Source organism: Acidobacteriota bacterium, from assembly GCA_016716905.1.
Classification (GTDB): Bacteria; Acidobacteriota; Vicinamibacteria; order Vicinamibacterales; family SCN-69-37; genus SYFT01.
The window spans coordinates 948326-974606 of the sequence record JADJUS010000022.1 but is presented as its reverse complement, the minus strand read 5'-3'; the positions used below and the strand labels follow the sequence as shown (position 1 = coordinate 974606).

The following is a 26281-nucleotide window of genomic DNA, read 5'->3' as shown; positions in this document are numbered from 1 at the left end:
CGAACCTCGGGGAAAGGGCCGGCCCCGTTACGAAGCGACACGCGCCTTGTACAGCGCCTCGAAGTAGGCAAGCACGGGGCTCATCGGCATCTCTTCAAACGGCCGCGTCTTGGGACCCGCCCAATGCAGCAGGAACGGGTACCCCCTACCGCCCATCAGTCGATCGATGTCGATGGCATCCGGTTTCATGCCCGGCGGCCAGTGCATGAACGGAAGGCGTCGCAGTGTGATCTGCTTCTGCCGCAGTTTGCTGTGCAGAACGAAATTGAGCACACCTTGTTCGCCTGACTTGAAAGGACTGTCGAGTGGCGTATCCCCCTGGAGGTACGGCAGAAAGTCATCACGCCGGAGGATGCCGGTGGTGCCGACGAATTGTCCGGTGTTGGAGACCCAGCCAGGAAAGGCATACCCGGGAAACCGGCGCTCCACCAACTCCGGGTCGAAGTAGGCGTTCCTGATTGCCTCTGGCGCATGGGCTTCCTTGACCAGGACGAAGTCTTCATCCGTGCGTTCGAGGCTCTCCAGCACCGGGCCGGCAAACACAATATCGCTGTCAAGAATGAGGCAGCGATGGCGGGTCGGCAGAAACAGCGGCTCCAGCTTGGCGAGACCCCATCCGTATCGTTGGCGAGGCGCATCAAACAGGCGGACGTTGAACGCCTGCTCCAGGGCGGCGGTGTCGTAGTCGCCGTCGATGTAGTCCTTGATGAGGCAGACGTCGATCGTCGGATACCAGCGCCGGATGCTGGCGATGCAGCACTGGGTAAAACGCAGGTCCCCTCGCCAACCGGCCACGTAGATGGACTCGATGCGCATCGAGCCAACTGGTCCTGTCTGACGACGCAGCGCCGCGCTCAGACGTTGAAGCAACTCGAGGGCCATGCCCGAGAGGCTACCACCTGGCGCGGTGCTGCGCCCTACCCTCCGCCGGCGAGGCGGAGGTTCTGTGTTTTTTTCTCGCCTTCGGCAAGCGTCACGCGCATGGCGGCAGCGGCGAGCTGTTCCAGGAAGCCGGGGTCAAACCATTCGCCCGGCTCCACATCCGTGACCGCCACGATCATGTAGCTGCCCGGCGGCAGGTTGCGCGTGGTGAAGCGGCCATCCGTGCCGGGGCGCACCGAAACAATCCGCCGCGACTGCGGCTGCCAGTACTGCTTGTCGGATGGGAAGACGATGATCGAATAGTCGGATGTGGCAGCACCGGTGGCGTCCTGCAGCGTGCCGGTGAGTTCCGTGGACTTGTCGGCAAAGGTCACCACCGCATCAGTGATGTTCGTGCCCGGTCCAATCACGAGCGGGAAGTCCAGGCTGTCGCGACCACCGGCCATCGCCGATGCGAGTTGCCAATTCACGGCTGTTCCCGCAGGCGTGGTCGCCGCTCCTGCGCCACCACCGCGACCGGCGCCGGCGGCTCCGCCCATACCCGCGCCGCCGCCCTGACCCGTGCCGCGCAGCGAATAACGTCCAGGTGGCACACCCTGCAGAGTGAACCGGCCACTGGCATCCACCGAGGCTGCAGGGATGTTGCCGAAGTCCACCGCCGGTGCACCGACGGTGACCAGGTTGACGCGGAGGCGTGTGAGATCGCTCGGCGGAGCGCCAACGCCATCAAAGGCGACGCGTCCCGAGATGGTCATGCCCGTCTGAAGTTGCAGGCTGACACCCGATTGGTCGGTGCCGTCCACCGCAACGTCGGCCATCGCCCACAAAATTTGAGGCGCGGGACCACCCTGGCCGCGACCGCCCCCGCGTCCGCCGCCGCGCGCACCGGCTGCGGGGACTTCCTGCTCCGGCGCCGCGGGGTCCACCACCCGCATCTGGCCACGCGCGACCACCGAGTACTGCCCGGGAATCACATTGCGGAAAGTGAATCGCCCATCCTGCCCCGCGCGCGCGGTCATCGTGCCTCCGGGCAAGCCGGGGAGCGTGTCCTTGGGTACGAGCGTGATTTGGATGCCGGTCGGCGTGACGCCGTCGGGACCCATCACCACGCCGTCCACTTGCGCGGTCTGCGTGAGCTGCAGCTGGAAGTCCACGCCGAAGCGCTCCTGGCCGGCTGTAATCTCCACCGTTGCCGCGCTCGATGGCGACGTTGATCCTGGATAAAACACCGGCGCGTACGCCGCCGTCGGCTGCCCCTCGGGACTGAGCTGCTGCTGCAGTTGTTCAAGCGCCTGTTGTCCGCGTCCGCCGCCCATTTGCCCGAGCAAATCGCCGAGTTGCGCGCCGCGACCACCCGCGCCGCCGCCACCTCGCCCGCCCTGACCCGCGCCGAGCATCTGCGTCATCTGCTGCACGGCCGCTTCGATCTCACTCGCGATGGACACCTGCAGCGCGCCGGTGCCCTGATTGCGGGGCTGTGCATAGACGATGTATTTGCCGGGTTGGAGGCCGTAGACGCGGTACATGCCCCGGTCGTCGGTGGTGTCGGTGCCGGCAGACTCCAGCCGCTTCTCGCCGGTCCGAATCACTTCCCGCATCGCCCGCACCGGTGTGCCGGGCGCCGGCTCCCCGTGTTCATCCAGCACGATGCCGGTGACCACGCCGCCCCTGGGCAGCGAAATCGCCTTGGCTTCGAGCTTCTGGCCGTCGGCCAGTTGAATCGGAGTGCCCGCGCGGCCCGGGGCCTTCGCGCCGTAAGCGATGTTCACGTAACCGGCCTTCGACGTATTCACGTTGTAACGCCCGGCGGGCAGCAGCGTAAACACAAACCGCCCCTCATCGTCAGTCAACGTCGTCCGCTGGCCACGCAGTTCCTGGCCGGTGAGGTTGACCTGGGCGCGCCGGACCGGCGTGCCGCTGTCACCGGTGACGACCTGGCCCAGGATCATGGCGGTGCCTGTTGCCTGCTGGACCTGGGCGTCGCGGGCGGGCTGGTTGCCGCGTCCGCCGCCTCTCCCCGCCTGTTGGGCGCCCTGTTGGGCCGTGCCGGCCTGGCCGGCTTGTTGGGCGTGACCGACAGCCAGAAACACCGTGGCGACCAGGGCCGCGGTCAGTCCGCGGAACGCGATTGTTGTGTGCATGCGGATCCTCTGGCCTCTCGTCTGCCTAGCTTACGCCCCCGGGGAAGTACCCGTTTAGACCGGCGTGGGGTCGGAGTGGTAAATTGGCCAGCTATGGCGTCGTCACTGTTTTCCGCCAAGCCGTCCGTGCTGCGATGTGCGCGTTGTGGCCGATTTGTGGACTGGGCTGATGCGCGGCTCCAACTGGTGTGCGGCTGCCGGCCTCACGTCGAGCTGCCCCCGGTCGTTGTCCGCCCCTGCGAAGACGCCGAGCGGCCCGCGGTGCTGGACCTTTTCCAGCGCGATTTTGGCAGCACACGCGTGGGCGCGTTTGATGCGGAACACGCGTTAGTGGACGTGCCGGCGCTGGTGGCTCTGGTGAAGGGCGATCAACTGGCCGGCGCGCTGGCGTACCGGCTGACTGAAGACGCCCTGCAGATGCTGGCGCTTGCCACTGATCCGATGTGGCAGCGTTCCGGCGTGGGTGGCCACCTGGTGACCGAGGCTGAGCGGCTCGCGAAAGAGGCAGGCCGGCATCGGGCGATCATCGCGACTTCCAACGACAACCTTCCAGCGCTGTACTTCTACCAGCGCCAGCAGTACCGCATCACGTCCATCACGCCGGGTTCGCTCATCACCCGCGCGGCCGGCCGACCCGGCTTTGCGGGCATCGCGGTGCGCGACGAAATACGCCTGGAAAAAGATCTGTAGGTCGGTCTCGGCCTTGAAGAACAGGCCGAGCTACGTTTGGACTGGCCGAGCTACGTTTGGAAGTAGCTCGGGCTGTTCCTCAAGCCCGAGTGCGTTAATGCAGCAGTTGATCGACGAGGCCGATGGTCAGCAACCCGAGCGCGATGAGGATGACCTGGCGGACGCTGTTGCTGTTGGTTTCGCCGCGATGCAGGTGCGGGATCAGGTCGGCCATCGCGACATAGAGAAAATTGCCGGCCGCGAACGCGAGGACGTAGGGCGCCACGTTCGGCATCGCTGAGCCCAGCAGCAGCATGGCCAGCGCGCCGGCCACGCCGCCGAGCGCGGACGTGGCATTGAGCATCAACGCTTTCTTGCGCGAGTGACCGGCCGACAGCAGAATCCCGAAGTCGCCGGCCTCCTGCGGAATCTCGTGCGCGATCGCCGCGAGTGCGGTGCTGATTCCCAGCGGCACTGACACCAACGTGGTGGCCGCGATTGCGACCCCGTCCACAAACGTATGCACCGCGTCGCCGATGATCACAAGCGTCACGGTGCTCTCATGCACCTTGCACTCCGCATCGTCATGACAATGGCGGAGCAGGACGAGCTTTTCGAGCACGAAGAACGTGAGAATGCCCCCGAGCAGCGCCGCGAACGCCCGTTGTGGCGACAGGGTCTCAAGCGCCTGCGGCATCAACCCGAGCGCAGCAGCACCCAGGAGCGTGCCGACGGCGTACGACACCAGGGACGGCACCACCCGGTTGCGGACCTCGGGGCCAAAGAGGAGGAGAATGCCGGCGACCAGAAGACCGCCGACGCTGCCGGCGACCGAGAGCCCGAGCGCCGCGGCCCAGACAAGAGATGAATCAGACACGCCTGACTAGCGTATCGCGTTAGCCCGCAATAAATCCCTTGCGGGCGCGAATGGTGTACGACCCTTTTTTGACCCGCACTTCGATCGTGTGCCAGCGCCCGTCTTTTGGTGCCGCCGAGTTGTAGCCAAGAAAGTACTGCTGGCTGAGTTCACTGGCGATGCCGGCCGTGGCCGGGTCCAGGTCCTGCGGCGAGTAGATCATTTCAGTGCGCCCGCCGCTGTCGTCGGTCATCGCGCGGAGCGCGGTCTCGTTGGCGCGGTCCCCGCCGGAGCCCCCCGAATTACTGTTGCGCGGCGGCGCGCTGCGCGTGGGAGCGGGCGCGGGAGCCGGTGGCGGTGTCGTGACTTTGCGGCCCGGAAACGGAGACGGCGAAGGGGGTCGGCTGGTCTTCTGCGGGGCTGATGGCTGGCTGTAGGAACCGGATCCGCCCGATGCTTCGATGCCGACCGCATAGACCAGCACTTCGCTCTCCTGAATCAGCCGCGTCAGTTCATTGACCTTCATCCGGCTGTTGGTATCGTTGCCGTCCGAGATCACCACCAGCGCCTTCTTGCGTTTTGTGCCCTGCTGCGCGAGGGGGATGGCCTCGGCCACGGCGTCGTACATCGCTGTGCCGCCTCTGGGTTGCAGGCCCGAGAACTTGCGACTGGTCGCGCGCCGGTCACCGGTCCACGGCTGCACCAACTCAGGACGATTGTCGAAGCGATAAAGGAACACTTCGTCCTCGGATCCAAGGAGGTCGTTCAGAAACCGGTTGATGGCGGCCTGGGCCGCCACCCATCGTTCGCCCACCATGCTGCCGCTGGTGTCGACGACGATGCCGAGGCTGACGGGGACACGTTCGGTCTCGAAGTGTGAGGTGGGTTGCAGGACGCCGTCTTCGTAGATTTCGAAGTCGTCGCGCGTCAGGCCGGACACAAACCGGCCGGTGCTGTCGGTGACGGTGGCGGTGACGTTGATGAGATCGACGTTGGAGCGGAACGAGAAGCCCTGGCCGGTTTGCCCTTGCTGGGCGCGAGCCGGGGCGAGCGCGAGAACAACGGCAACGGCAGCACAGACCAGACGCATGTCAGCGGCCATCCGCCACGGTGGCCGCGCCTGCCGTGGTGCCTTCGATGGGCTGTCCGCGTCGATCGACGTGGGCCACGACCGCGCCGTCTACCGAGCGAAAGCCGACACGGAAGCGGTTGACGCCAGACACTTTCGGCAGACGCACCACAAACGGGGATTCCGCTCCCGGCGCGAGCGTCGCAAATTCCAGCGCGGCTTTACCCGACGCGAAGTAGTCGCCCTGGGCGTTGAAGACATAGACCACCGCCATCACAGGCGGCGCTGGACGGCCGTCGCGCGGATTCTGCACGAGGCCCGTGACGACAAAGTCCGATTCCTCGAGGCGGTGACTGAGCGAGAGCAGTTCGAGCGGTGGCGCGTCCGCGGGGCGCGCCGAACGTTCAGGTGCAGCGGCACTGTTGTTCTGCGCCACACGGGTTGCGATTGGGCCATACAGTCCGTAGACCGTGCCGGCACCAAGCGCCACGAAGAGGACGGCAACAAGAACGGCCACCCACGAGCGCGATGGCGCCTCCGCGCGGCTGACGGTGGCGAACACCGGCGGCGGCATGGTGGCGTCCTGCCAACGTTGTTCAGGTTCGGCTTCCATCGGTGCGGCCTCGGGCTCAAACGCCAGTTGCCGCAACATGGCGGCTCGCGCGTCAGTGCGCTGCCGATCGCCGCGCAACAGTCGCCACGCCAGCACGGCCATGGCGATCGCCAGGGCCAACGCCCCGACCAATGTCATCCACAACGTCCATTCCATGATCTTGTCTCTCCGTCGCTACCGCAGTGCGAAACCCACGGCCACTTCCACCAACACGTCCACCGGCTGCGCCCTTGCGCCGCGCCGGCGCGAAGCGCCATTGCTTGACGGCGGCAATCGCTCTCTGGTCCAGCCCGGCGCCAAGTGTGCGCATCAGGCGCACATCACCGACAGAGCCATCGCGCCGGACGACAATTTCCATCACCACATCGCCTTCAATGGCGCGCCGGCGTCCTTCGTCGGTGTAAACCGGCTTCACTTCGCGACGGAGCAATGGCGGTTCGATGCCGCTGCCCGGACGAAATGGCCCTCCACCCGTGCCGCCATCCGAACCCTCGCCGATTCCCGAGCCGCTGCCTTCGCCAAGTCCCGTGCCTTGACCCGAGCCCGCGCCTCCGCCCGTGCCTTTGCCCTGGCTCGTCGAGGGCGGCGCCTGAGAGTTGAGCAGGCCGGGCTGGTCGTCGGCGTCGACCGCCATGGGAGCCACGGGGGCCTGAACCACCGGCATTGGTTTCGGCTGTTCCCGCGTGGGGGGCACCCGAACCGGCTGCACCGGAGTGGGCCGGGGCGGCGGCGTGGGGCGCGTCACTGGACGCGGCGGTGGCCGGTACGGTGGTGGTTTCGGTACCGGGACACTGACTTTTTTTGGTGCCGGCGCTGGGGCCTTGGCCTTCGCGGGAGGTGGGGGAATCGGGATCGCGTTTCCGCCACCACCGCCGCCTCCGCCGGGACCGGGGAGCATCAGGAACACCATGCGGACTGGTGTCGGATCTTCGACGTGAGCTTCAGTGTCGTTGGCCTTGAGGAGCCCGAGCGACGAGGCGACCAGCAACACGGCGACAAACGCCGCGTGCATCATGCCCGACGCCGCCAGCGGCAGGCTGCCTTTGCGACGGGTGGGGCGGAGCAGTGTGATGGGTGCTCGTCCCAGTTCGCCACTGGCAAACCCGCGGACCAGGCGTACCGCATCGGCCTGCGAGATGTGGCCGTTGACCACCAGGATCTGTTCGGATTCGACTACGGCCTGGACCTGGTCCACCGGCACCGCAGCCGCCATCGCAACGTCCCTGAGCGAGAACACCTCCACTTCACCCGTGTCGGGCCTGGAGAGGCGGGAAAATAGGGGGACGGGTGTGATTTCCGCAGAAATGGGGAAGAAAACGACCTCTGAGGTAGTTTTTGTGGGGTTAAGGAAAAACTACCTCAGAGGTCGTTTTCGGCGCCATTTCTGCGGAAATCACACCCGTCCCCTTTAAACTTCGGTCCATGACTCGTGCGGCGATTGTGACCGGGGCGTCTTCAGGCATTGGGCGGGCGACGTGTTTGCGGCTGGCGGCAGAGGGAATGGCGGTGCTGGCGGTGGGGCGAAACGCGGAGGCCCTGCTGGCGGTCTGCGACCTGGTGGTCGCCGATGGCGGTGAGGCCGAGGCGGTGGTCGCCGACGTCACGGATGCCGACGCGCCGCGCCAGATCGTCGAATACGCCACGGCAAAATGGGGCGGCGTGGACGCGCTCGTGAACGGCGCGGGCATCATCGCGTCCGGCACGGTGGCCGACACATCAGACGACGCCTTCGACGCGATGATGGATATCAACCTGCGCGCGTCGTTCCGGCTCATTCGCGAGGCCACGCCGGCGCTGATGGGCCGCAAGGGCTCGGTGGTGAATGTGTCAAGTGTGGCCGGGACGCGATCATTCCCCGGTGTGCTGGCGTACTGCGTCAGCAAGGCCGCCGTCGATCAGCTCACGCGCTGTGCCGCGCTCGATCTCGCGCCCCACGGCGTTCGTGTGAACGCCGTGAACCCCGGCGTGGTGGTCACAAACCTCCATCGTCGCAGCGGGATGGATGAGGCGCGGTATGCCGCGTTCCTCGAACATTCGAAGGCCACGCATCCATTGGGCCGTCCCGGCACTCCCGAAGAGGTGGCCGAACTGATCGCGTTTCTCGTGTCGCCCGCGTCGGGCTGGATTACCGGCGAGACGATCGCGATTGACGGTGGCCGGCACCTGACCTGTCTGCGTTAGGCCATGACTGACCTGAAGACTGAAAGCAACATCGGGACTGACCTGAAGATCGAGAAGGTGATCTCGCGCGGCGAGGGCGTCAACGCGCAAGTGCTGCTGGTGCTCGTGTCGGCGCGTGGGCCCGCGCAACCCGACGACGATATCTGGGTGGCGCTCGACCGAACCCAGCCAATCGGAATTCCCGCCGGTAGCCAGATCGCCGTTGAATCTGCGCGTCCGATTACGACGGCCGAACTGAGGGCGCTCGATGTGGACTGTGGCGAGACCGACCCGCCCTTTGGCTTGGCCTACGCAAGTGGTCGCAGTCACTTGCTCGCTCGGTTTGATTTCTCCGATCACGCGTTTTTTGAATGGACCTGGCGCAATCTTGTAGGTGGCACTAACACGGGACCACCGACTGTCCTGAATGTAGTGGCTTGGCGTACTCGTTCGGAGGTAAAGCACTACCTGAACAAAGGGAAACTGGAGTACTACGATTCATTTGCCCCTCTGCCTGACCCGATCCACGTTCCTGTGGCCGTTTCAGACATCGTGGTGCAGCGGCCCTTTGAACTGGGCGTATTGTTCGTTCACGGCATCGGGAACCACCATGTGCGTGAGACCCTGGTGCGTTGGGCTGAGCCGATCGTCAAGCTCTGGCGCGACCGGGGATTTGCCATTGCGGCGCAGGCCGGGGGCATCCCGGCCGACGATCGCGAGCGGGTGTCGCGATGGGCCGTTTCACACCAGTTGAGCACTCGGGCTCCTATCGATGGAATAAGCCAGGTGGTAGAGGATCTCCCTCCACGCCGGCCGCGGCAGGATCCCGAGACCCCCACTGAGCCGCTCGGGCCCCTCGTTCGGCCTGCCAGCGGGAAGCCGGCTATCTGCTGCGTGGCCTACCGGACCGAGGAAACGATCTTTGCTGATTCCACGCCTGGTACGCCCAGTTCAGCGCTGCTGCGCCTGTCGACGGTTGATACACAGGCTGTGCTTCGAGAGTCACACGTCCTGTTCACCGAGGCGTACTGGTCGCGCGAATCATTCCCGCCCACCTGGTCGGAACTTCGCGAATGGTTGACCACCGCCATTCCTATTGGCGTGTGGGCCCGCTTGGAGAGACTGTTTCTGACGCGCCCGGCCGAGATCACGGCCTTCGCTCACGCAGCCGATAGCCCAAAGAACCGGTTCGAGCAGTTTCGGGTGCTCGTGTCGAGGCTGGTTCTCCTAGTGCAGCAGTTCACCCTTCCAACGTTCTACGTTGTTGGCGCCCTCGCTTTACAGGTCGCGCTGGGGCTTGTCAGCGTCCTGAGTTTGGTACCGATTTCGTGGCTCCAACGCGGCCTTCGCGCGGCGGTAGCGGCGTTAATGGGTACGCTTGGTCAAAGCTATGCCCTGCAGAACAGCCCGATTCGGCGGGCAGCAATAGTGGCTGCAGTGACCAGGGACCTCAACTGGCTGAGTGAAAAGTGCCAGAGAGTGGTGGTGCTGGCGCACTCGCAGGGCGCCGAAGTGACCCGCCGCGTGTTCCTGGACTCGCGCCGGGACAACTTGGCGCACTGGTACACCTTCGGAGCAGGCATGACACCCCTGAACATGCTGCATCCGAGGAATCTCGCAGAGCCGCCATCACAAGCCGTTGTCCGTGCCAACAAGAAGATCGTGTATCCAATCCTGATGCTGCTGGCCGTGTTGGCGTTTGACATGATTCCGGGGCTGCATCTGGGTTTAGGGGAGCTTCTCGTCAGGCTGTGTCAAAGAGTGAGCTGGCTGATGATCATCGTGCCCCCTCTAATCGCCCTGATCGCCATGCTTGCTCTCAGGCGCATCGCTTCGCGTGGCCGCTTTGCCAGGCCACCTCTCACATTGAAGATGCGTAAGTCGGCGCTGCCAAAGTGGTCGGACTTTTTCGGGTCCGAGGATCCCGTGCCCGGCGGATCGTTCATCGACCGTTTCAAGGAGGACCTTAAGGATCTCGGTGGCTCTCAACAGCGCGTCTTCAACACTCGCGTAGCCGTGCTGGATCACACCAGCTACTGGAAGAACATCGAACAGTTCGTCGCACCCATTGCGCTCGACTTGTTGCGGTTACTGGGCATGGGTGGCAACGAGGCCCAGGAAGACGCCGCGCTTGCCCGGGCGGCGCGGCGACGTGACCTGAGAACGTGGTGGAACATGATGGTCTGGGTGCCGGCACTCGTGGTCTTTGCGGGGTCGGTTCTGTGGACCGCGTTCGGTCCCGCTCATCGAGCCGCAGTCTGGGGCGAACAGGCGCGTATGGCCTGGTCACAAGGATCCGGGATTCTGAAGCGGCTGCCTCCATTCTGGAGTGGCGGCTTCTTCGGCCAGGTCATCACGGATCTCTGGGTGCCGCTGGTCGTCATCGTGCCGCTGCTGGTGGTGTGGTGGGGGGTAAATCAGTGGTGGAGACGCCAGTCTGAGAAAGCGGTCACCGAGGACCTCGCTGCCGCCGCTCGGTCGGGCGTGCCTCGGTAGCCAGCACGAGTTCACCGGGAGATGTCGACCACATGGCCGGCAATGGCGCGGCCCATGACTTCGTAGCCGCGTTCGTTGTGGTGGTAGTCAAGCGGCCAATAGAAGTCGGCGGCGGTCTTGGGTGTGATTATTCCGTCGGCGGCAAAGACTTCCATCAAGTCAACCATTCGGAGGCGTTGGTCGCGCGCGATATTCTTCAGCAGCCCGTCAAACTCGGGGTCGTACCGGCCGAGTTGCACTTCTATCGCGCTCGGATCGACCACGAGCAACAGACGCATGCCGTGTTCGCCGCAGAGCCGGTGAATCTTATCCACGGCCGCCAGAATGCTGGCGCCCGCGGTTGTGAGTTCGGCCGGCATCCGGCCGGGATGAATCAGCAAATAGTTGTAGCCCAGGCCGTTGTGGACGAACAGGCGTGCGAGATAACTTGACGCGTACACGGGCTCCCACCTGGGGCCCGGCCGATACCGTAGCGTGCCATTGGGCTGAAAGCGCTCTGGCCCGCCCCGGACGACGACTTCGTTGATATCCGAATTGTTCAAGACCAGAATGGCGAGATCGGCTCGCAGCGGCAGCAGTCGATCCTTCAGAACCTCGTAGGAGTCAAAGGGATCGCTGCCTGAAATGCCGGCGTTGATGGTCGTGATGCGGCGCTGCGGATCACGCGCTTGAACCTGCCGCTCCAGCACGCGCACCCAGGTGGCCTCCGCCGAGGCGCCCACGCCTTCCGTGAAGCTGTCCCCTAGGGCGAGGATGCGGTATTCGTTCGGCGCCTTCGTTGGCGATACTTCACGATCGGCGAGTCCCAGGCTGTTCGCAGTTCTGGTGTGGACGAACTCCGGCTTTGCCAGCCGTACTTCCTGACCAGGTCGATAGAGGTTGAGCCGGCCACGATCTTGTTTGTAGTGGCTGACATACGGAAGACCGTTCTGCTCGGAATAGGTGGCCAACTGTGTTGCAAAGTAGCGCAACCCGACTTCCGCGCACGCCAGTGAGGCGACACTAAAGACCAGGAACAGCCTGACGTTTCCTGTCACTCCGTGCGTCCCTTCACGGCCTCGAAATAGCGCACGCCCTCGACCTCTGCGAGAAGTCGCGCGGCGCGTAAGCCGGCCGCGCCAAGCGTCGAGACAACCTTCTCGGCGGGCTCGGCAGAGGCCTCGGCAGCGCGTACAAGGCCGAACAGCCCCGGACGGCTGACGCGGTCCAGCAAGACGACGCGGCCCCCGGGCCTGACCACGCGGATGGCCTCGCTCAGCACCTGGGCCGCCTCACCTTCCAGCGTACGCAGGCCGTCCACGATGACCGCGGCGTCCCAATGCCCGGTGTCGAAAGGCAGGAGGGTCAGGGGGGCGTCTTCGAAGTCCACGAGGGCGCCGGCCGCCGCTGCGGCAGCCGCCACCTGCGTGTCGGCCCCGGCGCGCCGATCGACCACGGTGGTCTGGCCGTTGAGCCCGGTGATGGCCCCCACGCCCCCGGCGATCTCGGGTCGGCTGGCGCCGCAAAAAAGCACCGTGTCTCCCGGCCTCGCCCCAATCATGGAAACGGCCGCCTGTTGAGGCGATGCACTGCGAATCCCCCGCAGGGTCCGGATCAAATTCAGCATGACCCCAGATGATATAGTTCTATCCCGTGAATACTGGTCTCTCCCTTGCTCCCGCCGACGGCAAACTCGGCATTCTTCTCGTCGGTCTGGGTGCGGTCAGCACCACCACCATTGCCGGTGTCATGGCTATCCGGAAAGGCCTGGCCAAACCCATCGGGTCGCTCGCCGAAATGGGCACCGTTCGCCTCGGCAAACGCACCGAAGGCCGTTCGCCCGCCATTCGTGACTTTGTGCCGCTCGCGCCCCTCAACGACATCATCTTCGGTGGCTGGGACATCTTCGAAGACAACTGCTACGAAGCCGCCAAACACGCCGGCGTGCTCGACGAGAAGCTGCTCGATCAGGTGAAAGACGAACTGTCGGCCATCAAGCCGATGTCGGCCGTGTTCGACCGCCACTACGTCAAGCGCCTGGACGGCCCCAACGTCAAGAAGGGCAAGAACAAGAAGGATCTGGCCGATCAGCTGATCGCCGACATCCGCAAGTTCAAGGCCGACAACAACTGCAGCCGCGTGGTGCTCATCTGGGCCGGGTCCACTGAAATTTTCCTGACCGAGCAGGCGTGTCATGCGACCCTGGCGGCGTTTGAAAAGGGATTGGTCGACAACGACCCCGCGATTTCGCCGAGCCAGATTTATTGCTATGCGGCCCTGTCGGAGGGCCTGCCGTACGGGAACGCGGCGCCCAACCTCAGCGCCGAAGTGCCGGCGCTCCGCGAGTTGGCCAACAAGACGGGTTCGCCCATCTGCGGCAGCGACATGAAGACGGGCCAGACGCTGATCAAGACGATCATCGCCCCCGGCCTCAAAGCGCGGCTGATTGGCGTGGCCGGCTGGTACTCCACCAACATCCTGGGCAACCGCGACGGCGAGGTGCTCGACGACCCCGAGTCGTTCAAGTCGAAGGAAGAGAGCAAGAAGGGCGCGCTCGACTACATCTTCCAGCCGCACCTCTATCCCGACCTCTACAAGGACATCTCGCACGTCGTGCGCATCAACTACTATCCGCCGCGCGGCGACAACAAAGAAGGCTGGGACAACATCGACATCTTCGGGTGGCTCGGCTACCCGATGCAGTTGAAGATCAATTTCCTGTGCCGCGACAGCATCCTGGCCGCGCCGATCGTGCTCGACGTGGCGCTGTTCCTGGACCTCTCCAAGCGCGCCGGGTTCAAAGGCATCCAGGAGTGGCTCTCGTTCTACTTCAAGAGCCCAATGCACGTGCCGGAGCTGTACCCGGAGCACGACCTCTTCATCCAGCTGATGAAGCTGAAGAACACACTCCGATACATGCGCGGTGAAGAACTCATCACGCACCTCGGTCGCGAATACTACGACTGATCCACACCAACAGAAGGACGCCCATGGCCCGTTTCCAACCCGCACTGCTCGGCGGTCTCTTCATCGGTGTGTTGTCGGCGCTGCCCGTCATCGGGGCGTTCAACGTGTGTTGTTGTCTCTGGGTCATCACAGGCGGACTGCTGACGACCTATCTGGAGCAGCAGAACACGCCGAAGCCGATCGAGACCTCTGCGGCGGCGCTGAGCGGCCTTATCGCCGGCGCGGTTGGCGGCCTCCTCTCGAGCGTGGCCAGCGCCCTCATGATTCGCCTCACTGGCGGCGTGCAGCAGGACGCCATTGAGCAGGCTCTGGCGAACATTCCCAACATGCCGCCCGAGACGATGGAGATGATCCGCGGGTTTGCGACGGGACCGTCGCTCGCGCTGCTCATGGTGGCCATCACGGTGCCGCTGTATGCCGTGTTCGGCATGCTGGGCGCGTTGCTGGGAACTGCGTTCTTCCGCAAGAAGGCCACCCCGGACGGGATGGTCGGGCCGACCGCGTGAGCCCGACCGCACCCCGCGGGCCCGAAATCAACGCGCTGCTCAACGAGCAGCGTGTGTTCGAGCCGTCTGCGGACTGGCGCGCCAATGCGATCGCCAACGACCCGTCCGTCTACGAACGTGCCGCCGCGGACCCAGAAGCGTTCTGGGCGGGATTCGCCGCGGAACTCGAATGGACGCGCCCCTGGACCCAGGTGCTGGACTGGCAGCCGCCCCATGCGAAATGGTTTGTCGGCGGCCAGCTCAACGCGAGCGTCAATTGCCTGGACCGCCACGTGCGGACATCGCGCCGCAACACGGCCGCACTGATCTGGGAAGGTGAGCCGGGCGACCGCCGCACACTCACGTACTGGGACTTGTACCGTCAGGTCTGTCAATGCGCCAACGTCCTGAAGTCGCTTGGTGTGACGAAGGGCGACCGCGTCGCCATCTACCTGCCGCTGATTCCCGAACTCGCCATCGCGATGCTCGCCTGCGCACGCATCGGCGCCGTGCACTCGGTGGTCTTCGGCGGGTTCAGCGCCGAAGCGCTGCGCGATCGCATCAACGACGCACAAGCCTCGTTGCTCATCACTGCCGATGGCGGCTACCGCCGCGGACACATCGTGCCGTTGAAACAGACGGCCGACGAAGCTCTCCAGGACACACCCTCGATTCGCAACGTCCTGCTCGTGCGGCGGCACGCGGGTGACATGTATCCGGTGCACGTCAAGGAAGGCCGCGACCACTGGTACCACCGCTTGATGCAGGACGCGTCCGCGGACTGCCCGCCCGAGCCGATGGACGCAGAGGACATGCTCTACATCCTCTACACCTCTGGCACCACCGGCAAACCCAAGGGCATCGTGCACACCACCGCCGGCTACCTCGTGGGCACCTATGCCACCACAAAGTGGGTCTTCGACCTGAAGGACACCGACGTGTACTGGTGCACCGCCGACATCGGCTGGGTCACCGGTCACAGCTACGTCGTGTACGGACCGCTGCAGAACGGCGCCACCGTGGTGATGTATGAGGGCGCGCCCGACTGGCCGTCGAAAGATCGCTTCTGGGAAATTGTGGAACGCTACGGCGTCACCATCTTCTACACCGCGCCAACTGCGATTCGCGCGTTCATGAAGTGGGGCACCGAGTGGCCCGCCAAGCGCGATCTTTCGTCGCTGCGCCTTCTGGGTTCGGTCGGCGAACCCATCAACCCCGAAGCGTGGATGTGGTACCACGAACACATCGGCCGGCATCGCTGCCCTGTGGTGGATACGTGGTGGCAGACCGAGACCGGCCACATCATGATTGCGCCGCTGCCTGGGCTCACCTCGCTCAAGCCAGGTTCGGCGACGAAGCCATTTCCCGGCATCGTCGCCGAGATTCGCACCGGAGCAGGCGTGGCTGTCGCCAAGGGAGGCGGGCTCCTTGCGCTGACAAAGCCCTGGCCCGGCATGTTGCGCGGCATTTACGGCGACCCGGCCAGGTTCGTCGATCAGTACTGGACCCGCTGGGACGACGGGGTGTATTTCACGGGCGACGGCGCTCACGTGGATGAGCAGGGTGATTACTGGCTGCTGGGCCGGGTTGACGACGTGCTGAATGTGGCCGGCCATCGTCTCGGGACAAGCGAGATCGAGAGCGCGCTGGTCGATCATCCATCGGTGGCCGAAGCCGCGGTGGTCGGGCGCCCTCACGAGATCAAGGGCCAGTCGATCGCCGCGTTTGTGACCGTGAAAGAGGGAATCATCGCCACCGCCGGCCTGAGCGACGAGCTCAAGGAACACGTGGTTCGAAAGATCGGCGCCATCGCGCGGCCGGACCAGATTCTCTTCGCCGCCGACCTGCCCAAGACGCGATCCGGCAAGATCATGCGGCGGCTGCTGCGGGACGTGGCCGAAGGCAAGGCCCTGGGAGACACTACTACGCTCGCCGATCCGAACGTCATCCGGCGCCTCAAGGACGAGTATGAAGCGCTTGAGAGCTAACGCTCGTAATGGCGAAATGTCACAAATGTCCGAAGTGGCGAAATGTCTGCAGTGCGGGAATGACCAAGTTTCCGAATGTCCAAGACGCGCAATGAATGAATGACCTCGGAGCAGCAGATTCAACCATTGGAGGGCCAAGACATTCCGGCATTCTTCCCTGCATTGGTTTGTCCGCATTTCGCCATTTCGGACATTTGTGGCATTTCGTCATTAACACGGGGGCGAGGAACGCCCCTCCCCCTAATCCCGTATAGGCTTGAGTTATGGCACTGATCGAAACCAACGACCTGTGGAAGACCTACGTAATGGGCGCCGAAGAAATTCACGCGCTCCGGGGGGTCTCGATCTCCATTGAACGCGGCGAATACGTGGCGATCATGGGGCCCAGCGGTTCAGGCAAGTCCACGCTCATGAACCTGATCGGATGCCTCGACACGCCGTCGAAGGGCACCTACATGCTCAACGGCAAACAGGCGGGCCAGATGAGCGACGACGAGTTGGCGCGCATCCGGAACGAGGAAATCGGGTTCGTGTTCCAGACGTTCAACCTGTTGCCTCGCGCCACCGCGCTCCATAACGTCGAATTGCCCCTGATCTACGCCGGCGTCAGCGCGAAGGTGCGTCACGAACGCGCCAGCACGGCGCTCGACAAGGTGGAATTGGGAGATCGCAAAACCCACAAGCCCAACGAACTGTCGGGCGGCCAGCGCCAGCGCGTGGCCATTGCCCGAGCGCTGGTTAACAACCCTTCGATCGTGCTCGCCGACGAACCCACCGGTAACCTGGACTCAAAAACCGGCGTGGAAATCATGAGCCTGTTCGAGCGCCTCCACGAGGCCGGCAACACGATCATCCTCGTGACGCACGAGCCGGAAGTGGCCGCCCACGCCCATCGCACCATCCACATCCGCGACGGGCAAGTCGAAAAAGACGTCCGCCGCGCCGCAAAAAAAAAAAAAAAAAAAAAAAAAAAAAAAAAAAAAAAAAAAAAAAAAAAAAAAAAAAAAAAAAAAAAAAAAAAAAAAAAAAAAAAAAAAAAAAAAAAAAAAAAAAAAAAAAAAAAAAAAAAAAAAAAAAAAAAAAAAAAAAAAAAAAAAAAAAAAAAAAAAAAAAAAAAAAAAAAAAAAAAAAAAAAAAAAAAAAAAAAAAAAAAAAAAAAAAAAAAAAAAAAAAAAAAAAAAAAAAAAAAAAAAAAAAAAAAAAAAAAAAAAAAAAAAAAAAAAAAAAAAAAAAAAAAAAAAAAAAAAAAAAAAAAAAAAAAAAAAAAAAAAAAAAAAAAAAAAAAAAAAAAAAAAAAAAAAAAAAAAAAAAAAAAAAAAAAAAAAAAAAAAAAAAAAAAAAAAAAAAAAAAAAAAAAAAAAAAAAAAAAAAAAAAAAAAAAAAAAAAAAAAAAAAAAAAAAAAAAAAAAAAAAAAAAAAAAAAAAAAAAAAAAAAAAAAAAAAAAAAAAAAAAAAAAAAAAAAAAAAAAAAAAAAAAAAAAAAAAAAAAAAAAAAAAAAAAAAAAAAAAAAAAAAAAAAAAAAAAAAAAAAAAAAAAAAAAAAAAAAAAAAAAAAAAAAAAAAAAAAAAAAAAAAAAAAAAAAAAAAAAAAAAAAAAAAAAAAAAAAAAAAAAAAAAAAAAAAAAAAAAAAAAAAAAAAAAAAAAAAAAAAAAAAAAAAAAAAAAAAAAAAAAAAAAAAAAAAAAAAAAAAAAAAAAAAAAAAAAAAAAAAAAAAAAAAAAAAAAAAAAAAAAAAAAAAAAAAAAAAAAAAAAAAAAAAAAAAAAAAAAAAAAAAAAAAAAAAAAAAAAAAAAAAAAAAAAAAAAAAAAAAAAAAAAAAAAAAAAAAAAAAAAAAAAAAAAAAAAAAAAAAAAAAAAAAAAAAAAAAAAAAAAAAAAAAAAAAAAAAAAAAAAAAAAAAAAAAAAAAAAAAAAAAAAAAAAAAAAAAAAAAGAAAAAGACTCCGCGCTTACCTGTCGGTCGCGTCCGCCCCCGCGCCGCCTGCCCGTCGCCCTCCGCCGGATAACAAAGGGGCACAGAGACAGGGAGCAGGTCTGGCAGGCCCTCAGATCACGCCGGATCACAAGAGATGGCACAGAGGCGCGGAGTGGGTTTGGCCAGAACCACAAAACTCTGCGTCTCTGTGTCTCTGTGTGATCCTGCGTGGCGCGAGTCTTCTCAGACTGCCGCGAAGTGGTCGGTCGCAACTTCGCGCAACGCCATTGGCTGATACGCCTCGTGCGCGAAGGGAATCCTCTCCGTGCGGTCGGCCGGGTCCACGCGTGGCACGGCTGAGAGCAGGGCCTGCGTGTAGGCGTGGGCCGGGCTGGTGAAGAGTTGGTTGGCGGGCGCACTTTCGACAATGCGGCCGCGATACATCACGGCCACTCGATCGCAGACCTGCCGCACCAGGCGCAGGTCGTGCGCGATGAACAGGTAGGTGAGGCCAAGCCTCGCCTGCAGATCCTGCAGAAGATTCACGACCTGCGCCTGTACCGACACATCCAGAGCCGAGACCGGTTCGTCCGCGATGATGAGCGACGGGTTCAGCGCCAGAGCGCGGGCCAGCCCGATGCGCTGCCGTTGGCCGCCGCTGAACTCGTGCGGGAACTTCGAGATCTGCGCCGGGTCCAGGCCGACCAGGCCGAACAGCTCCGCCACCCGGGCCTTGCGCTCCTCGCGGGTGCCGATGCGATGGATGATGAGCGGTTCTTCGACGATGGCGCCGACGCGCATGCGGGGGTTGAGCGACGAATAGGGATCCTGAAAGACGATTTGGAGATCGCGACGGGCGCGCCGCAGGTCTCGTGCGTTGAGCGCTGCCAGGTCGGTGCCCTTGAAGATGACCTGTCCCGATGTGGGCTCGATCAGCCGCAGGATGCAGCGGCCGGTGGTCGTCTTTCCACAGCCGGATTCACCGACCAGGCCGAACGTCTCGCCGGGTCGCACATCGAAACTGATGTCGTCAACAGCGCGCACGGTGCCGCCGCTGCGCAGCCATCCGCCGCGGCGGAACTCCTTTACGAGATGCGAGACCTGCAAGAGGGGAGTGCTGACGTGCAGTGCTGTCACGCGCCGCCTCCCGTGGCATGGCCGTGCAGGTAGCACCGGACTGAGCGGCCGGCGCCTTCGACGCCGACTGGCGCGGTCACGGCTGGGGGAATGGTGTCGCACACCGGAAGGCGTTCGACGCAGCGGGGAGCAAACGCACACCCCGGCGGGAATTGTCCGAGTGACGGCACGGTGCCGGCAATCGCCGTGAGGCGCCGGCCATCAGCCGAGCCCGGCAGGCACGCCAGCAGGCCGCGCGTGTACGGATGCGCCGGCGTCTTGAACACATCGGCGACCGGGCCGTCTTCCACAATTCGGCCGCCATACATGACGGCCACGCGGTCGGCCATTTCGGCCACCACGCCCAGGTCGTGCGTGATCAGCAGCAGTGCGAGACCGAGCGATGCGCGGAGTTCACGAAGCAGGTCCAGGATCTCGGCCTGGACCGTGACGTCGAGCGCCGTGGTTGGTTCGTCGGCAATGACCAGTGAAGGTTCCGCGCACAGTGCCAGCGCAATCATCGCGCGCTGACGAAGACCGCCGCTGAGCTGGTGGGGATATTCGCCGGCCCGGCGCTCGGGATCCGGCACGCGCGCTGCGCGAAGCCATTCGATCGCACGCGCGCGGGCGGCCGGGCCATGGGCAAGGCCGTGCACGGTCAACGTTTCCGCGATCTGTTGACCGATCGTGTAGACCGGGTTGAGCGCCACCATCGGTTCCTGGAATACGAACCCAATCCGGCGTCCGCGGATGGCCCGTAGTTCGTTTTCCTCAAGGGTCAGCAGGTCTCGCCCGTCGAAGGTGATTTCGCCCTGCGTGATGCGTCCCGGCGGCATGACCAGGCGAAGGATCGACAGGGCGGTCACCGACTTGCCGCTGCCCGACTCGCCGACCAGCCCGAGCGTTTCGCCTGCGCGCACGGCCAGCGACACGTCATCCACGGCGGCCACGTCACGCCCATCCGGCAGGGTGAAGACCGTGCGCAGTCGATCGACGCGCAGGAGCGGGGCGTCAGACGTGGAGTTCACTGTGTTCGCCAAAGACGCCGCGAAGCGTATCCGAGATTTCGCCCAGCGTCGCGTGGGCCTCCACCGCGGCCAGCACCGGCGGCACCAGGTTCATCGTTCCTCTCGCCGCGGCCGCCAGGGCCTCAAGCGCCTGACTGCAGGCCTGCTGGTCACGGCGCGCCCGCACCGCGGCCACGGCCGCCGCCTGCCGCGCTTCGCCGCCCGGGTCGAGCTGCATGACTTCAATCGGCGACTGCTCGCCGGTGTTGAACTGATTCACGCCCACCACGATCGTCTCGCGCCGATCGATCCGCAACTGCGCGGCATACGCCGCGTCCTGCACCTGGCGTTGAATCTGCCCGGCCTCGATGGCCGCAATGGTGCCCCCCGCGTCGTCAATGCGCGCGATGAGTGCGCGCGCCTCGTCGGCAATGGCGTCGGTGCGTTCCTCGATCGCCCAGGAGCCGCCCACCGGGTCCACGGTGTTTGCCACGCCTGTTTCTTCCGCGATGATCTGCTGGGTGCGCAGCGCCAGGCGGGCCGCATCCTCGGTGGGCAGCGCGAGTGCTTCGTCGCGGCCGTTGCAGTGCAGCGACTGCGTGCCACCCAGGATGGCCGCCATCGCCTGCAGCGCCACCCGAACGATGTTGTTGTCGGGCTGCTGCGCAGTGAGGGTGGACCCGCCGGTCTGCGTGTGAAACCGGAGTTGCTGGGCCCGTGGGTTCGTGGCGCCAAACCGGTCGCGCATGATGTGGGCCCACAGCCGGCGCGCGGCGCGAAACTTCGCCACTTCTTCGATGAAGTCGTTGTGCGCAGCAAAGAAGAACGACAGGCGCTGGCCGAACTGGTTGACGTCCAGGCCGGCCGCCATCGCCGACTCCACATACGCGATGCCATTGGCCAGCGTGAACGCCACCTCCTGCACCGCCGTCGATCCCGCTTCACGAATGTGATACCCGCTGATGGAAATCGTGTTCCAGTTGGGCAGGTCCCGTTCGCACCACGCGAAGATGTCGGTCACGATCCGCAGCGAATGGCGCGGCGGATAGATGTACGTGCCGCGCGCAATGTATTCCTTGAGCACATCGTTCTGGATGGTGCCCGCCAGTCGCGCCAGCGGCACGCCCTGCCGTCGCGCCACCGCCACGTACAGCGCCAGCAGAATGATGGCCGTCGCATTGATGGTCATCGACGTGGAGACGTCACCCAGAGGGATGCCGTCGAACAGCATCGCCATGTCGTCCAGCGAATCGATCGCCACGCCGACGCGGCCCACCTCGCCGGCAGCCATCGGATGATCGGAGTCGTACCCCATCTGTGTCGGCAGGTCGAACGCGACACTCAGGCCGCTGACGCCATTCGCCAGCAGGTAGCGGTACCTCGCATTGGACTCGGCGGCTGTCCCGAACCCGGCATACTGCCGCATCGTCCACAGCCGACCCCGGTACATCGTGGGTTGAATCCCGCGTGTGAACGGAAACACACCGGGAAATTCGGCCTCAGGCATTCGAGGTGATTCTAGCAGTCCCACACGTTGCTGCCGTTTTGGTACAATCCCCCCAGTTTTCCCGCTTCGGCGGCAGGGAGGCCTTTATGGATCCGGTAGTGAACCAACTTGCGCGAGACATGGTCGAAGCCATTTCGGCTGCAGTGGCCGACGACGCGCGAGTGGAAGCGTGTCTTGAGAAAGCGCGCGAGGCCGGATACGACTTGAAGGTATCGCTTGAAGCCTCGATCGGGTTTGCGAGCCGGACGCCTGCCGATGGGGCGCAGGCGGCGCGTGGCATGAAGGCCCTGCCTCCGGCGCGGCCGCCCATCGAAATCACATCCAACGATCGCCGGTTCCTCAAGTCGTTGAGGATCTCGGCCGACGAGCCCACCGAAAAAGAAGTCGAGTAGGGCTCAGGCTCCGGCGCGGCTTTGTTGCGCCACCGCGGCGGCCGCCTTCGCGGCCGCGGCTTCGTCCCCAAGGTAGTAGTGCCGGATAGGCACCAGGCTGTCGTCCAGTTCGTAGACGAGCGGGATGCCGGTCGGGATGTTGAGGTCCGCGATGGCGGCGTCAGAGATGCCATCAAGGTGCTTCACGAGCGCGCGGAGGCTGTTGCCGTGAGCCACGATGAGCACGCGGCGACCCTGCAGGATCGCGGGCGCGATGGTGTTGTTCCAGAAGGGCAGGAACCGCGCCACGGTGTCCTTCAGTGATTCGGTGGCGGGGCAATCGGCCGGCGCGAGTGTGGCATACCGCGGGTCGTGTGACGGGTGACGCGGGTCGTCGAGCGCCAGTGGCGGCGGCGGGATGTCGTAGCTGCGCCGCCAGAGGTGGGTCTGCGCATCGCCATGTTTCGCCGCGGTCTCGGCTTTGTTGAGTCCCTGCAGTCCGCCATAGTGGCGCTCGTTGAGCCGCCAGCTGCGTTCCACCGGAATCCACATCTGATCCAGTTCGTCGAGCACGATCCAGCACGTACGAATCGCGCGCTTGAGGACAGACGTGTAGGCGATGTCGAAGGTGTCGCCGGCGGCGCGCAGCAGTTGTCCTGACGCCAGGGCTTCCTGTCGTCCGAGTTCGCTGAGATCAACGTCGGTCCAGCCGGTGAAGCGGTTTTCCTGGTTCCAGGTGCTCTGGCCGTGCCGGAGCAGCACGAGTCGTTTCATCAGACGGTTCTCAGGTGCGCGAGGGCGCTGCGGCCCGCGTACGTGGCTGCGGTGCCGAGTGCTTCCTCGATGCGCAGCAACTGGTTGTATTTGGCGGTGCGATCGGAGCGGCTGGCCGAGCCTGTTTTGATTTGGCCGGCGGCCGTGCCCACCGCGAGGTCGGCAATCGTGCTGTCTTCGGTTTCGCCGGAGCGATGGGACATCACGCAGGCGTACCCCGCGCGGCGGGCGATGGCCATGGCGTCGAGCGTCTCGGAGACGGTGCCGATCTGATTCAGCTTGACGAGCAACGCGTTGCCGACGCGTTCGTCGATGCCGCGCCGAAGAATCGCCGGGTTCGTCACGAACACGTCGTCGCCCACGAGTTGGACGCGGTTGCCGATGGCGGCGGTCAGGCGCGACCAGCCGGGCCAGTCGCCTTCGGCCAGCCCGTCTTCCACTGAGGCGATCGGGTACTGGCGGGTCCAGTCGTCATAGAGCGCAATCATCTGGTCGGACGAGCGACGGCCTTCGCCGGATTTCGCCAGAACGTAGGCGCCTTCGGCCGCATCCCAGAATTCGCTGGCGGCCACGTCGAGGGCCACCACCATGTCGCGGCCCGGTGTGAAGCCGGCGCGGTGAATGGCCTCAAGCACCAGCTCGACGGCTTCGCGATTGGAGGCGAGGCTCGGGGCGAAGCCGCCCTCGTCGCCCACGCCGGTGGCGAGGCCTCGCGCCTTGAGGAGTCCACGCAGCGCATGGAAGGTTTCGGTGCCGGCTCGCAGGCCTTCAGAGAAGGACGGCAGGCCGATGGGCATCACCATGAACTCCTGGAAGTCCACGTTGGTGTCGGCGTGAGCGCCGCCGTTGAGGATGTTCATCATCGGCACCGGCAGCAGCGTGCCCGCGCCTTCGACCGGGGCATCGAGCAGCGACACGATGTGTTCGCACAGGGGGATGCCGCGTCCGGCAGCGGCGGCCCGCAGGACAGCCATCGACACGCCCAGCAGCGCGTTGGCGCCCAGGCGGGCCTTGTTCGGCGTGCCGTCGAGTGCCACGAGTTGCGCGTCGATGGAACGCTGGTCCGGGGCTTCGCCCTGAAGCGCGGCGGCGATCTCCGTGTTGATGTGTGACACGGCTTTGAGCACGCCCCGGCCGAGGTAGCGCCCCTTGTCGCCGTCACGAAGTTCGAGTGCTTCGCGGCTGCCGGTTGATGCGCCAGAGGGCACGGCGGCCCGGCCCAGTGCCCCAGAATCGAGGGTCACATCCACTTCAACGGTGGGGTTGCCGCGGGAATCGAGGATTTGACGGGAAAAAATGCTCTGTATTTTCACGGTCGTCGGCAGTGTAACATGCCGACTATCAAGGGTTTGACTTGACTCAGATCGTGGCCTACCATGACGTCTGAAGCAACCTGAAATGAGAGGGTGGATGCCCCGACCTGCCGCATCAATAATCGCTGCCGTCGCCGTCGTCACGATTAGTGCGTCGCCGGCGATGGCGCAGCTTGCGCGCGCACCGCGTCCCGTCAGCGTGGAGGCGGCTGTGCGATCGGGTGTCGTGAGCGGCGTGGTGCGCGATGACCTCGGCCAGATCGTGGCGGGCGTGGCGGTGTCGGCCATCGGTACCATTCAGGCGCAGGCGCGGACGGATGCGACCGGCAGTTTCAATTTGTCTCTGGTGCCCGGCGAGTATGTGCTGCGGGCCACCCACGCGGGCTACGTCTCTCCCTACCGGGCTTTGGTGCGTGTGGGCGCGAGCATGCATCTCAAGCGGAACATCATGATCACGAAGTTGCCGGAGTTGCCCGAGCGGCGCGTGTTGATCGCGTCGGTGGGTCTGACCGACCCGGGCGCCGCGCCCGCACGTACCGCCGCAGCCGCGCCGCCGGAAAAAGGCAGCTTGCACTCCTGGTATCTCCGGCATCTGCCGCGTACGATCCTGCGCGACGAGTCGGGGCAGCGGCCGCGCCGCACAGACTTCCGCTACCTGCCGTCGTTTCTTGACTGGGCGGTCGTTGAGTCTGCCCGCGCCGCGACATCGTTTTTTGCCGACACGCATTTCAGTGGACAGGTCAACGTGTTGACCGCCACGGCGATGTCCACCACTCAGGGCGGTCTTCCAGACCGCGACCCGCGCGGCATCGCGTACATGGCGGTGGGTGCGCCCATCGGCGTACACGGCGATTGGCGGCTGCGCGGCGCGTTGAGCACGGGCGGTCTGGCCTCGTGGGTGGTGCTTGGCGAGTACGAGGCGCGTGATGTGCAGGCGCACGCGTTCCGCGTGGGGATGTCCTACGGCGCGCAGCGCGCAGTGGACGACTTCGGCATGGCGCAGTTGACGACGCCCGGCGCCGGACGCGCGGTGGCGAGTGTGTTTGGTCACGACCGGTGGCGTGTGCAGCCCGGCCTCGAAATTGATTACGGCCTGCGCCTTGACCGGTACGATTACGTCGCCGGGCAGGACTTTATCAGCCCGCGTGTCGGGTTCCGTCTCGGTATCGCACCGCAGACCTCATTCAGAGGCCTGGTCTCGAACTCGGTGGTCGCGCCCGGCGCAGATGAGTTCCTGCCACCGCCCACGTCCGGACCCTGGCTGCCGCCCGAGAGGACGTTCGCCAGCCTGGTGCCTGGAGCGCCCTTCCGATCCGAACGCGTACGGCGTTATGAAGCCGGCGTTGAGCACGACCTGGGTGCGATTGGCCAGCCGATGGTCATCGGCGTGCGCTGGTTCCACGAAGACTCGCGCGATCAGCTGGCCACGATGTTCGGTGTGAACGCGTCGAAGGCCGTGGGGCACTACTACGTGGCGAGCCCCGGCAGCGTGCGGCTCGACGGGTGGGCACTGCGCGCGGCCGGAAACGTGACGCCGCTGGTGAAGGCATCGGTGGAGTACTCAATCAGTCACGCACGTTGGGTGTTCGGCGCTGAGGCGGCTGATATTGCCCGGGTGATGCCGTCGGCGGTGCGTGCAGAGCGCGAACGCCTGCACGATGTCACAAGCACGCTTGAGGCCTCGATTCCTGACACGTCGACCATCCTGTCGGTGGCGTATCGCGTCAACAGCGCGTTCACGCGGCAGGATACCGAAGGACTCGCGGCGATGTTCGACGGCCGTTTCGCCGTGCAACTCCGGCAGGCGCTGCCTCTGCGGACGCTCGGGGGCGGCCGGATCGAGTTCATGGTGAGCATCAGCAACCTCTTCCGCGATCCCGAGAACGCGAGCTCGTTTTATGACGAGCTTTTGACCGTCCGCACGCCACGGCGGGTGCTCGGTGGTGTGCAGGTGAGGTTCTAACCTCTCCAGCCT

At 62.7% G+C, this 26281-nt stretch carries 22 protein-coding genes; 9 read left to right on the top strand and 13 right to left on the bottom strand.

Annotated elements, in window-relative coordinates; all coding sequences use genetic code 11:
- Positions 1–27: 27 nt before the first annotated feature.
- Positions 28–882: a hypothetical protein gene (locus tag IPL75_20290; GenBank protein ID MBK9242532.1), complete on the bottom strand. Its 855-nt coding sequence runs from the start codon at positions 880–882 to the stop codon at positions 28–30.
- A 35-nt stretch (positions 883–917) separates the two neighbouring features.
- Positions 918–3023 carry a carboxypeptidase regulatory-like domain-containing protein gene (locus tag IPL75_20285; protein MBK9242531.1) on the bottom strand — a complete coding sequence of 702 codons (2106 nt, stop codon included), beginning with the start codon at positions 3021–3023 and terminating at the stop codon, positions 918–920.
- Positions 3024–3116: 93 nt separating this feature from the next.
- Here IPL75_20285 and IPL75_20280 point away from each other — a divergent pair, with 93 nt between their 5' ends.
- Complete coding sequence (locus tag IPL75_20280; protein ID MBK9242530.1) at positions 3117–3713, top strand: GNAT family N-acetyltransferase; 597 nt, start codon at positions 3117–3119, stop codon at positions 3711–3713.
- Between the two features lie 94 nt (positions 3714–3807).
- Here IPL75_20280 and IPL75_20275 read toward each other — a convergent pair whose 3' ends face one another.
- Genes IPL75_20275 through IPL75_20260 form a run of 4 tightly spaced genes read right to left on the bottom strand, consistent with a single transcriptional unit; the run spans position 3808 to position 7473 of the window.
- A complete protein-coding gene (locus IPL75_20275; GenBank protein MBK9242529.1) occupies positions 3808–4569 on the bottom strand; it encodes a ZIP family metal transporter in 762 nt (253 codons plus the stop codon).
- Between the two features lie 19 nt (positions 4570–4588).
- Positions 4589–5638, bottom strand: a complete 1050-nt coding sequence (locus IPL75_20270) for a VWA domain-containing protein (GenBank protein ID MBK9242528.1) — start codon at positions 5636–5638, stop codon at positions 4589–4591.
- A gap of 1 nt (position 5639) precedes the next feature.
- Entirely contained in the window at positions 5640–6368 is a 729-nt protein-coding gene (locus IPL75_20265) for a hypothetical protein (protein ID MBK9242527.1), read from the bottom strand.
- Positions 6283–7473: a TonB family protein gene (locus IPL75_20260; GenBank protein MBK9242526.1), complete on the bottom strand. Its 1191-nt coding sequence runs from the start codon at positions 7471–7473 to the stop codon at positions 6283–6285. The genes IPL75_20265 and IPL75_20260 overlap by 86 nt, the downstream gene beginning before the upstream one ends.
- A 179-nt stretch (positions 7474–7652) precedes the next feature.
- Between IPL75_20260 and IPL75_20255 the strand changes: the two genes are divergently transcribed.
- Both IPL75_20255 and IPL75_20250 read left to right on the top strand, forming a co-directional pair.
- Positions 7653–8411, top strand: coding sequence for an SDR family oxidoreductase (locus tag IPL75_20255; protein ID MBK9242525.1), 759 nt, complete (start codon positions 7653–7655; stop codon positions 8409–8411).
- Positions 8412–8414: 3 nt separating this feature from the next.
- Complete coding sequence (locus tag IPL75_20250) at positions 8415–10886, top strand: hypothetical protein (protein ID MBK9242524.1); 2472 nt, start codon at positions 8415–8417, stop codon at positions 10884–10886.
- 11 nt (positions 10887–10897) lie between these two features.
- Here the strand turns inward: IPL75_20250 and IPL75_20245 are convergent, their stop codons facing one another.
- Together IPL75_20245 and IPL75_20240 are read right to left on the bottom strand one after the other, a co-directional pair.
- Positions 10898–11923 (bottom strand): hypothetical protein, encoded by a 1026-nt coding sequence (locus IPL75_20245; GenBank protein MBK9242523.1) that lies wholly within the window; start codon positions 11921–11923, stop codon positions 10898–10900.
- Complete coding sequence (locus IPL75_20240; GenBank protein MBK9242522.1) at positions 11920–12492, bottom strand: methyltransferase domain-containing protein; 573 nt, start codon at positions 12490–12492, stop codon at positions 11920–11922. The genes IPL75_20245 and IPL75_20240 overlap by 4 nt, the downstream gene beginning before the upstream one ends.
- A 26-nt stretch (positions 12493–12518) precedes the next feature.
- On the opposite strand from IPL75_20240, the gene IPL75_20235 reads away from it, so the two are divergent.
- The 4 genes from IPL75_20235 to IPL75_20220 all read left to right on the top strand — a co-directional run bounded on the left by IPL75_20235 (position 12519) and on the right by IPL75_20220 (position 18440).
- Positions 12519–13832 (top strand): inositol-3-phosphate synthase, encoded by a 1314-nt coding sequence (locus tag IPL75_20235; GenBank protein ID MBK9242521.1) that lies wholly within the window; start codon positions 12519–12521, stop codon positions 13830–13832.
- A gap of 23 nt (positions 13833–13855) precedes the next feature.
- Positions 13856–14338 carry a hypothetical protein gene (locus IPL75_20230; protein MBK9242520.1) on the top strand — a complete coding sequence of 161 codons (483 nt, stop codon included), beginning with the start codon at positions 13856–13858 and terminating at the stop codon, positions 14336–14338.
- The gene (gene acs, locus IPL75_20225; GenBank protein MBK9242519.1) at positions 14335–16305 is read left to right on the top strand and encodes an acetate--CoA ligase; all 1971 of its coding nucleotides are present in this window, start codon (positions 14335–14337) and stop codon (positions 16303–16305) included. The genes IPL75_20230 and acs overlap by 4 nt, the downstream gene beginning before the upstream one ends.
- A gap of 269 nt (positions 16306–16574) precedes the next feature.
- Positions 16575–18440: an ABC transporter ATP-binding protein gene (locus tag IPL75_20220; protein ID MBK9242518.1), complete on the top strand. Its 1866-nt coding sequence runs from the start codon at positions 16575–16577 to the stop codon at positions 18438–18440.
- A 21-nt stretch (positions 18441–18461) separates the two neighbouring features.
- Here the strand turns inward: IPL75_20220 and IPL75_20215 are convergent, their stop codons facing one another.
- From IPL75_20215 to IPL75_20205, 3 genes are read right to left on the bottom strand one after another with little or no spacing between them, the layout of a single operon-like run.
- The gene (locus tag IPL75_20215; protein MBK9242517.1) at positions 18462–19346 is read right to left on the bottom strand and encodes an ABC transporter ATP-binding protein; all 885 of its coding nucleotides are present in this window, start codon (positions 19344–19346) and stop codon (positions 18462–18464) included.
- Between the two features lie 5 nt (positions 19347–19351).
- Entirely contained in the window at positions 19352–20392 is a 1041-nt protein-coding gene (locus IPL75_20210; GenBank protein ID MBK9242516.1) for an ABC transporter ATP-binding protein, read from the bottom strand.
- Positions 20346–21848: a methylmalonyl-CoA mutase gene (locus IPL75_20205; protein ID MBK9242515.1), complete on the bottom strand. Its 1503-nt coding sequence runs from the start codon at positions 21846–21848 to the stop codon at positions 20346–20348. The genes IPL75_20210 and IPL75_20205 overlap by 47 nt, the downstream gene beginning before the upstream one ends.
- Before the next feature lie 86 nt (positions 21849–21934).
- On the opposite strand from IPL75_20205, the gene IPL75_20200 reads away from it, so the two are divergent.
- On the top strand, positions 21935–22240 hold the full coding sequence (locus IPL75_20200; GenBank protein MBK9242514.1) for a hypothetical protein: 306 nt from the start codon (positions 21935–21937) through the stop codon (positions 22238–22240).
- 3 nt (positions 22241–22243) lie between these two features.
- Here the strand turns inward: IPL75_20200 and gpmA are convergent, their stop codons facing one another.
- Positions 22244–22993, bottom strand: a complete 750-nt coding sequence (gene gpmA, locus IPL75_20195) for a 2,3-diphosphoglycerate-dependent phosphoglycerate mutase (GenBank protein MBK9242513.1) — start codon at positions 22991–22993, stop codon at positions 22244–22246.
- Positions 22993–24594 carry a phosphopyruvate hydratase gene (gene eno, locus IPL75_20190; protein MBK9242512.1) on the bottom strand — a complete coding sequence of 534 codons (1602 nt, stop codon included), beginning with the start codon at positions 24592–24594 and terminating at the stop codon, positions 22993–22995. The genes gpmA and eno overlap by 1 nt, the downstream gene beginning before the upstream one ends.
- Here eno and IPL75_20185 point away from each other — a divergent pair.
- A complete protein-coding gene (locus tag IPL75_20185; GenBank protein MBK9242511.1) occupies positions 24533–26269 on the top strand; it encodes a TonB-dependent receptor in 1737 nt (578 codons plus the stop codon). The genes eno and IPL75_20185 overlap by 62 nt on opposite strands.
- Positions 26270–26281: the final 12 nt, after the last annotated feature.

What these genes read in the sequence shown, in the direction of transcription:
- IPL75_20290 (MBK9242532.1), bottom strand. Translation starts at nt 882, where the DNA reads ATGGCCCTCGAGTTGCTTCAACGTCTGAGCGCGGCGCTGCGTCGTCAG.
- IPL75_20285 (MBK9242531.1), bottom strand. Translation starts at nt 3,023, where the DNA reads ATGCACACAACAATCGCGTTCCGCGGACTGACCGCGGCCCTGGTCGCC.
- IPL75_20280 (MBK9242530.1), top strand. Translation starts at nt 3,117, where the DNA reads ATGGCGTCGTCACTGTTTTCCGCCAAGCCGTCCGTGCTGCGATGTGCG.
- IPL75_20270 (MBK9242528.1), bottom strand. Translation starts at nt 5,638, where the DNA reads ATGCGTCTGGTCTGTGCTGCCGTTGCCGTTGTTCTCGCGCTCGCCCCG.
- IPL75_20265 (MBK9242527.1), bottom strand. Translation starts at nt 6,368, where the DNA reads ATGACATTGGTCGGGGCGTTGGCCCTGGCGATCGCCATGGCCGTGCTG.
- IPL75_20255 (MBK9242525.1), top strand. Translation starts at nt 7,653, where the DNA reads ATGACTCGTGCGGCGATTGTGACCGGGGCGTCTTCAGGCATTGGGCGG.
- IPL75_20250 (MBK9242524.1), top strand. Translation starts at nt 8,415, where the DNA reads ATGACTGACCTGAAGACTGAAAGCAACATCGGGACTGACCTGAAGATC.
- IPL75_20240 (MBK9242522.1), bottom strand. Translation starts at nt 12,492, where the DNA reads ATGCTGAATTTGATCCGGACCCTGCGGGGGATTCGCAGTGCATCGCCT.
- IPL75_20230 (MBK9242520.1), top strand. Translation starts at nt 13,856, where the DNA reads ATGGCCCGTTTCCAACCCGCACTGCTCGGCGGTCTCTTCATCGGTGTG.
- IPL75_20205 (MBK9242515.1), bottom strand. Translation starts at nt 21,848, where the DNA reads ATGCCTGAGGCCGAATTTCCCGGTGTGTTTCCGTTCACACGCGGGATT.
- IPL75_20200 (MBK9242514.1), top strand. Translation starts at nt 21,935, where the DNA reads ATGGATCCGGTAGTGAACCAACTTGCGCGAGACATGGTCGAAGCCATT.
- gpmA (MBK9242513.1), bottom strand. Translation starts at nt 22,993, where the DNA reads ATGAAACGACTCGTGCTGCTCCGGCACGGCCAGAGCACCTGGAACCAG.
- eno (MBK9242512.1), bottom strand. Translation starts at nt 24,594, where the DNA reads ATGGCCGACACCGCCACGCCCGCCACGATCTGGCCGAGGTCATCGCGC.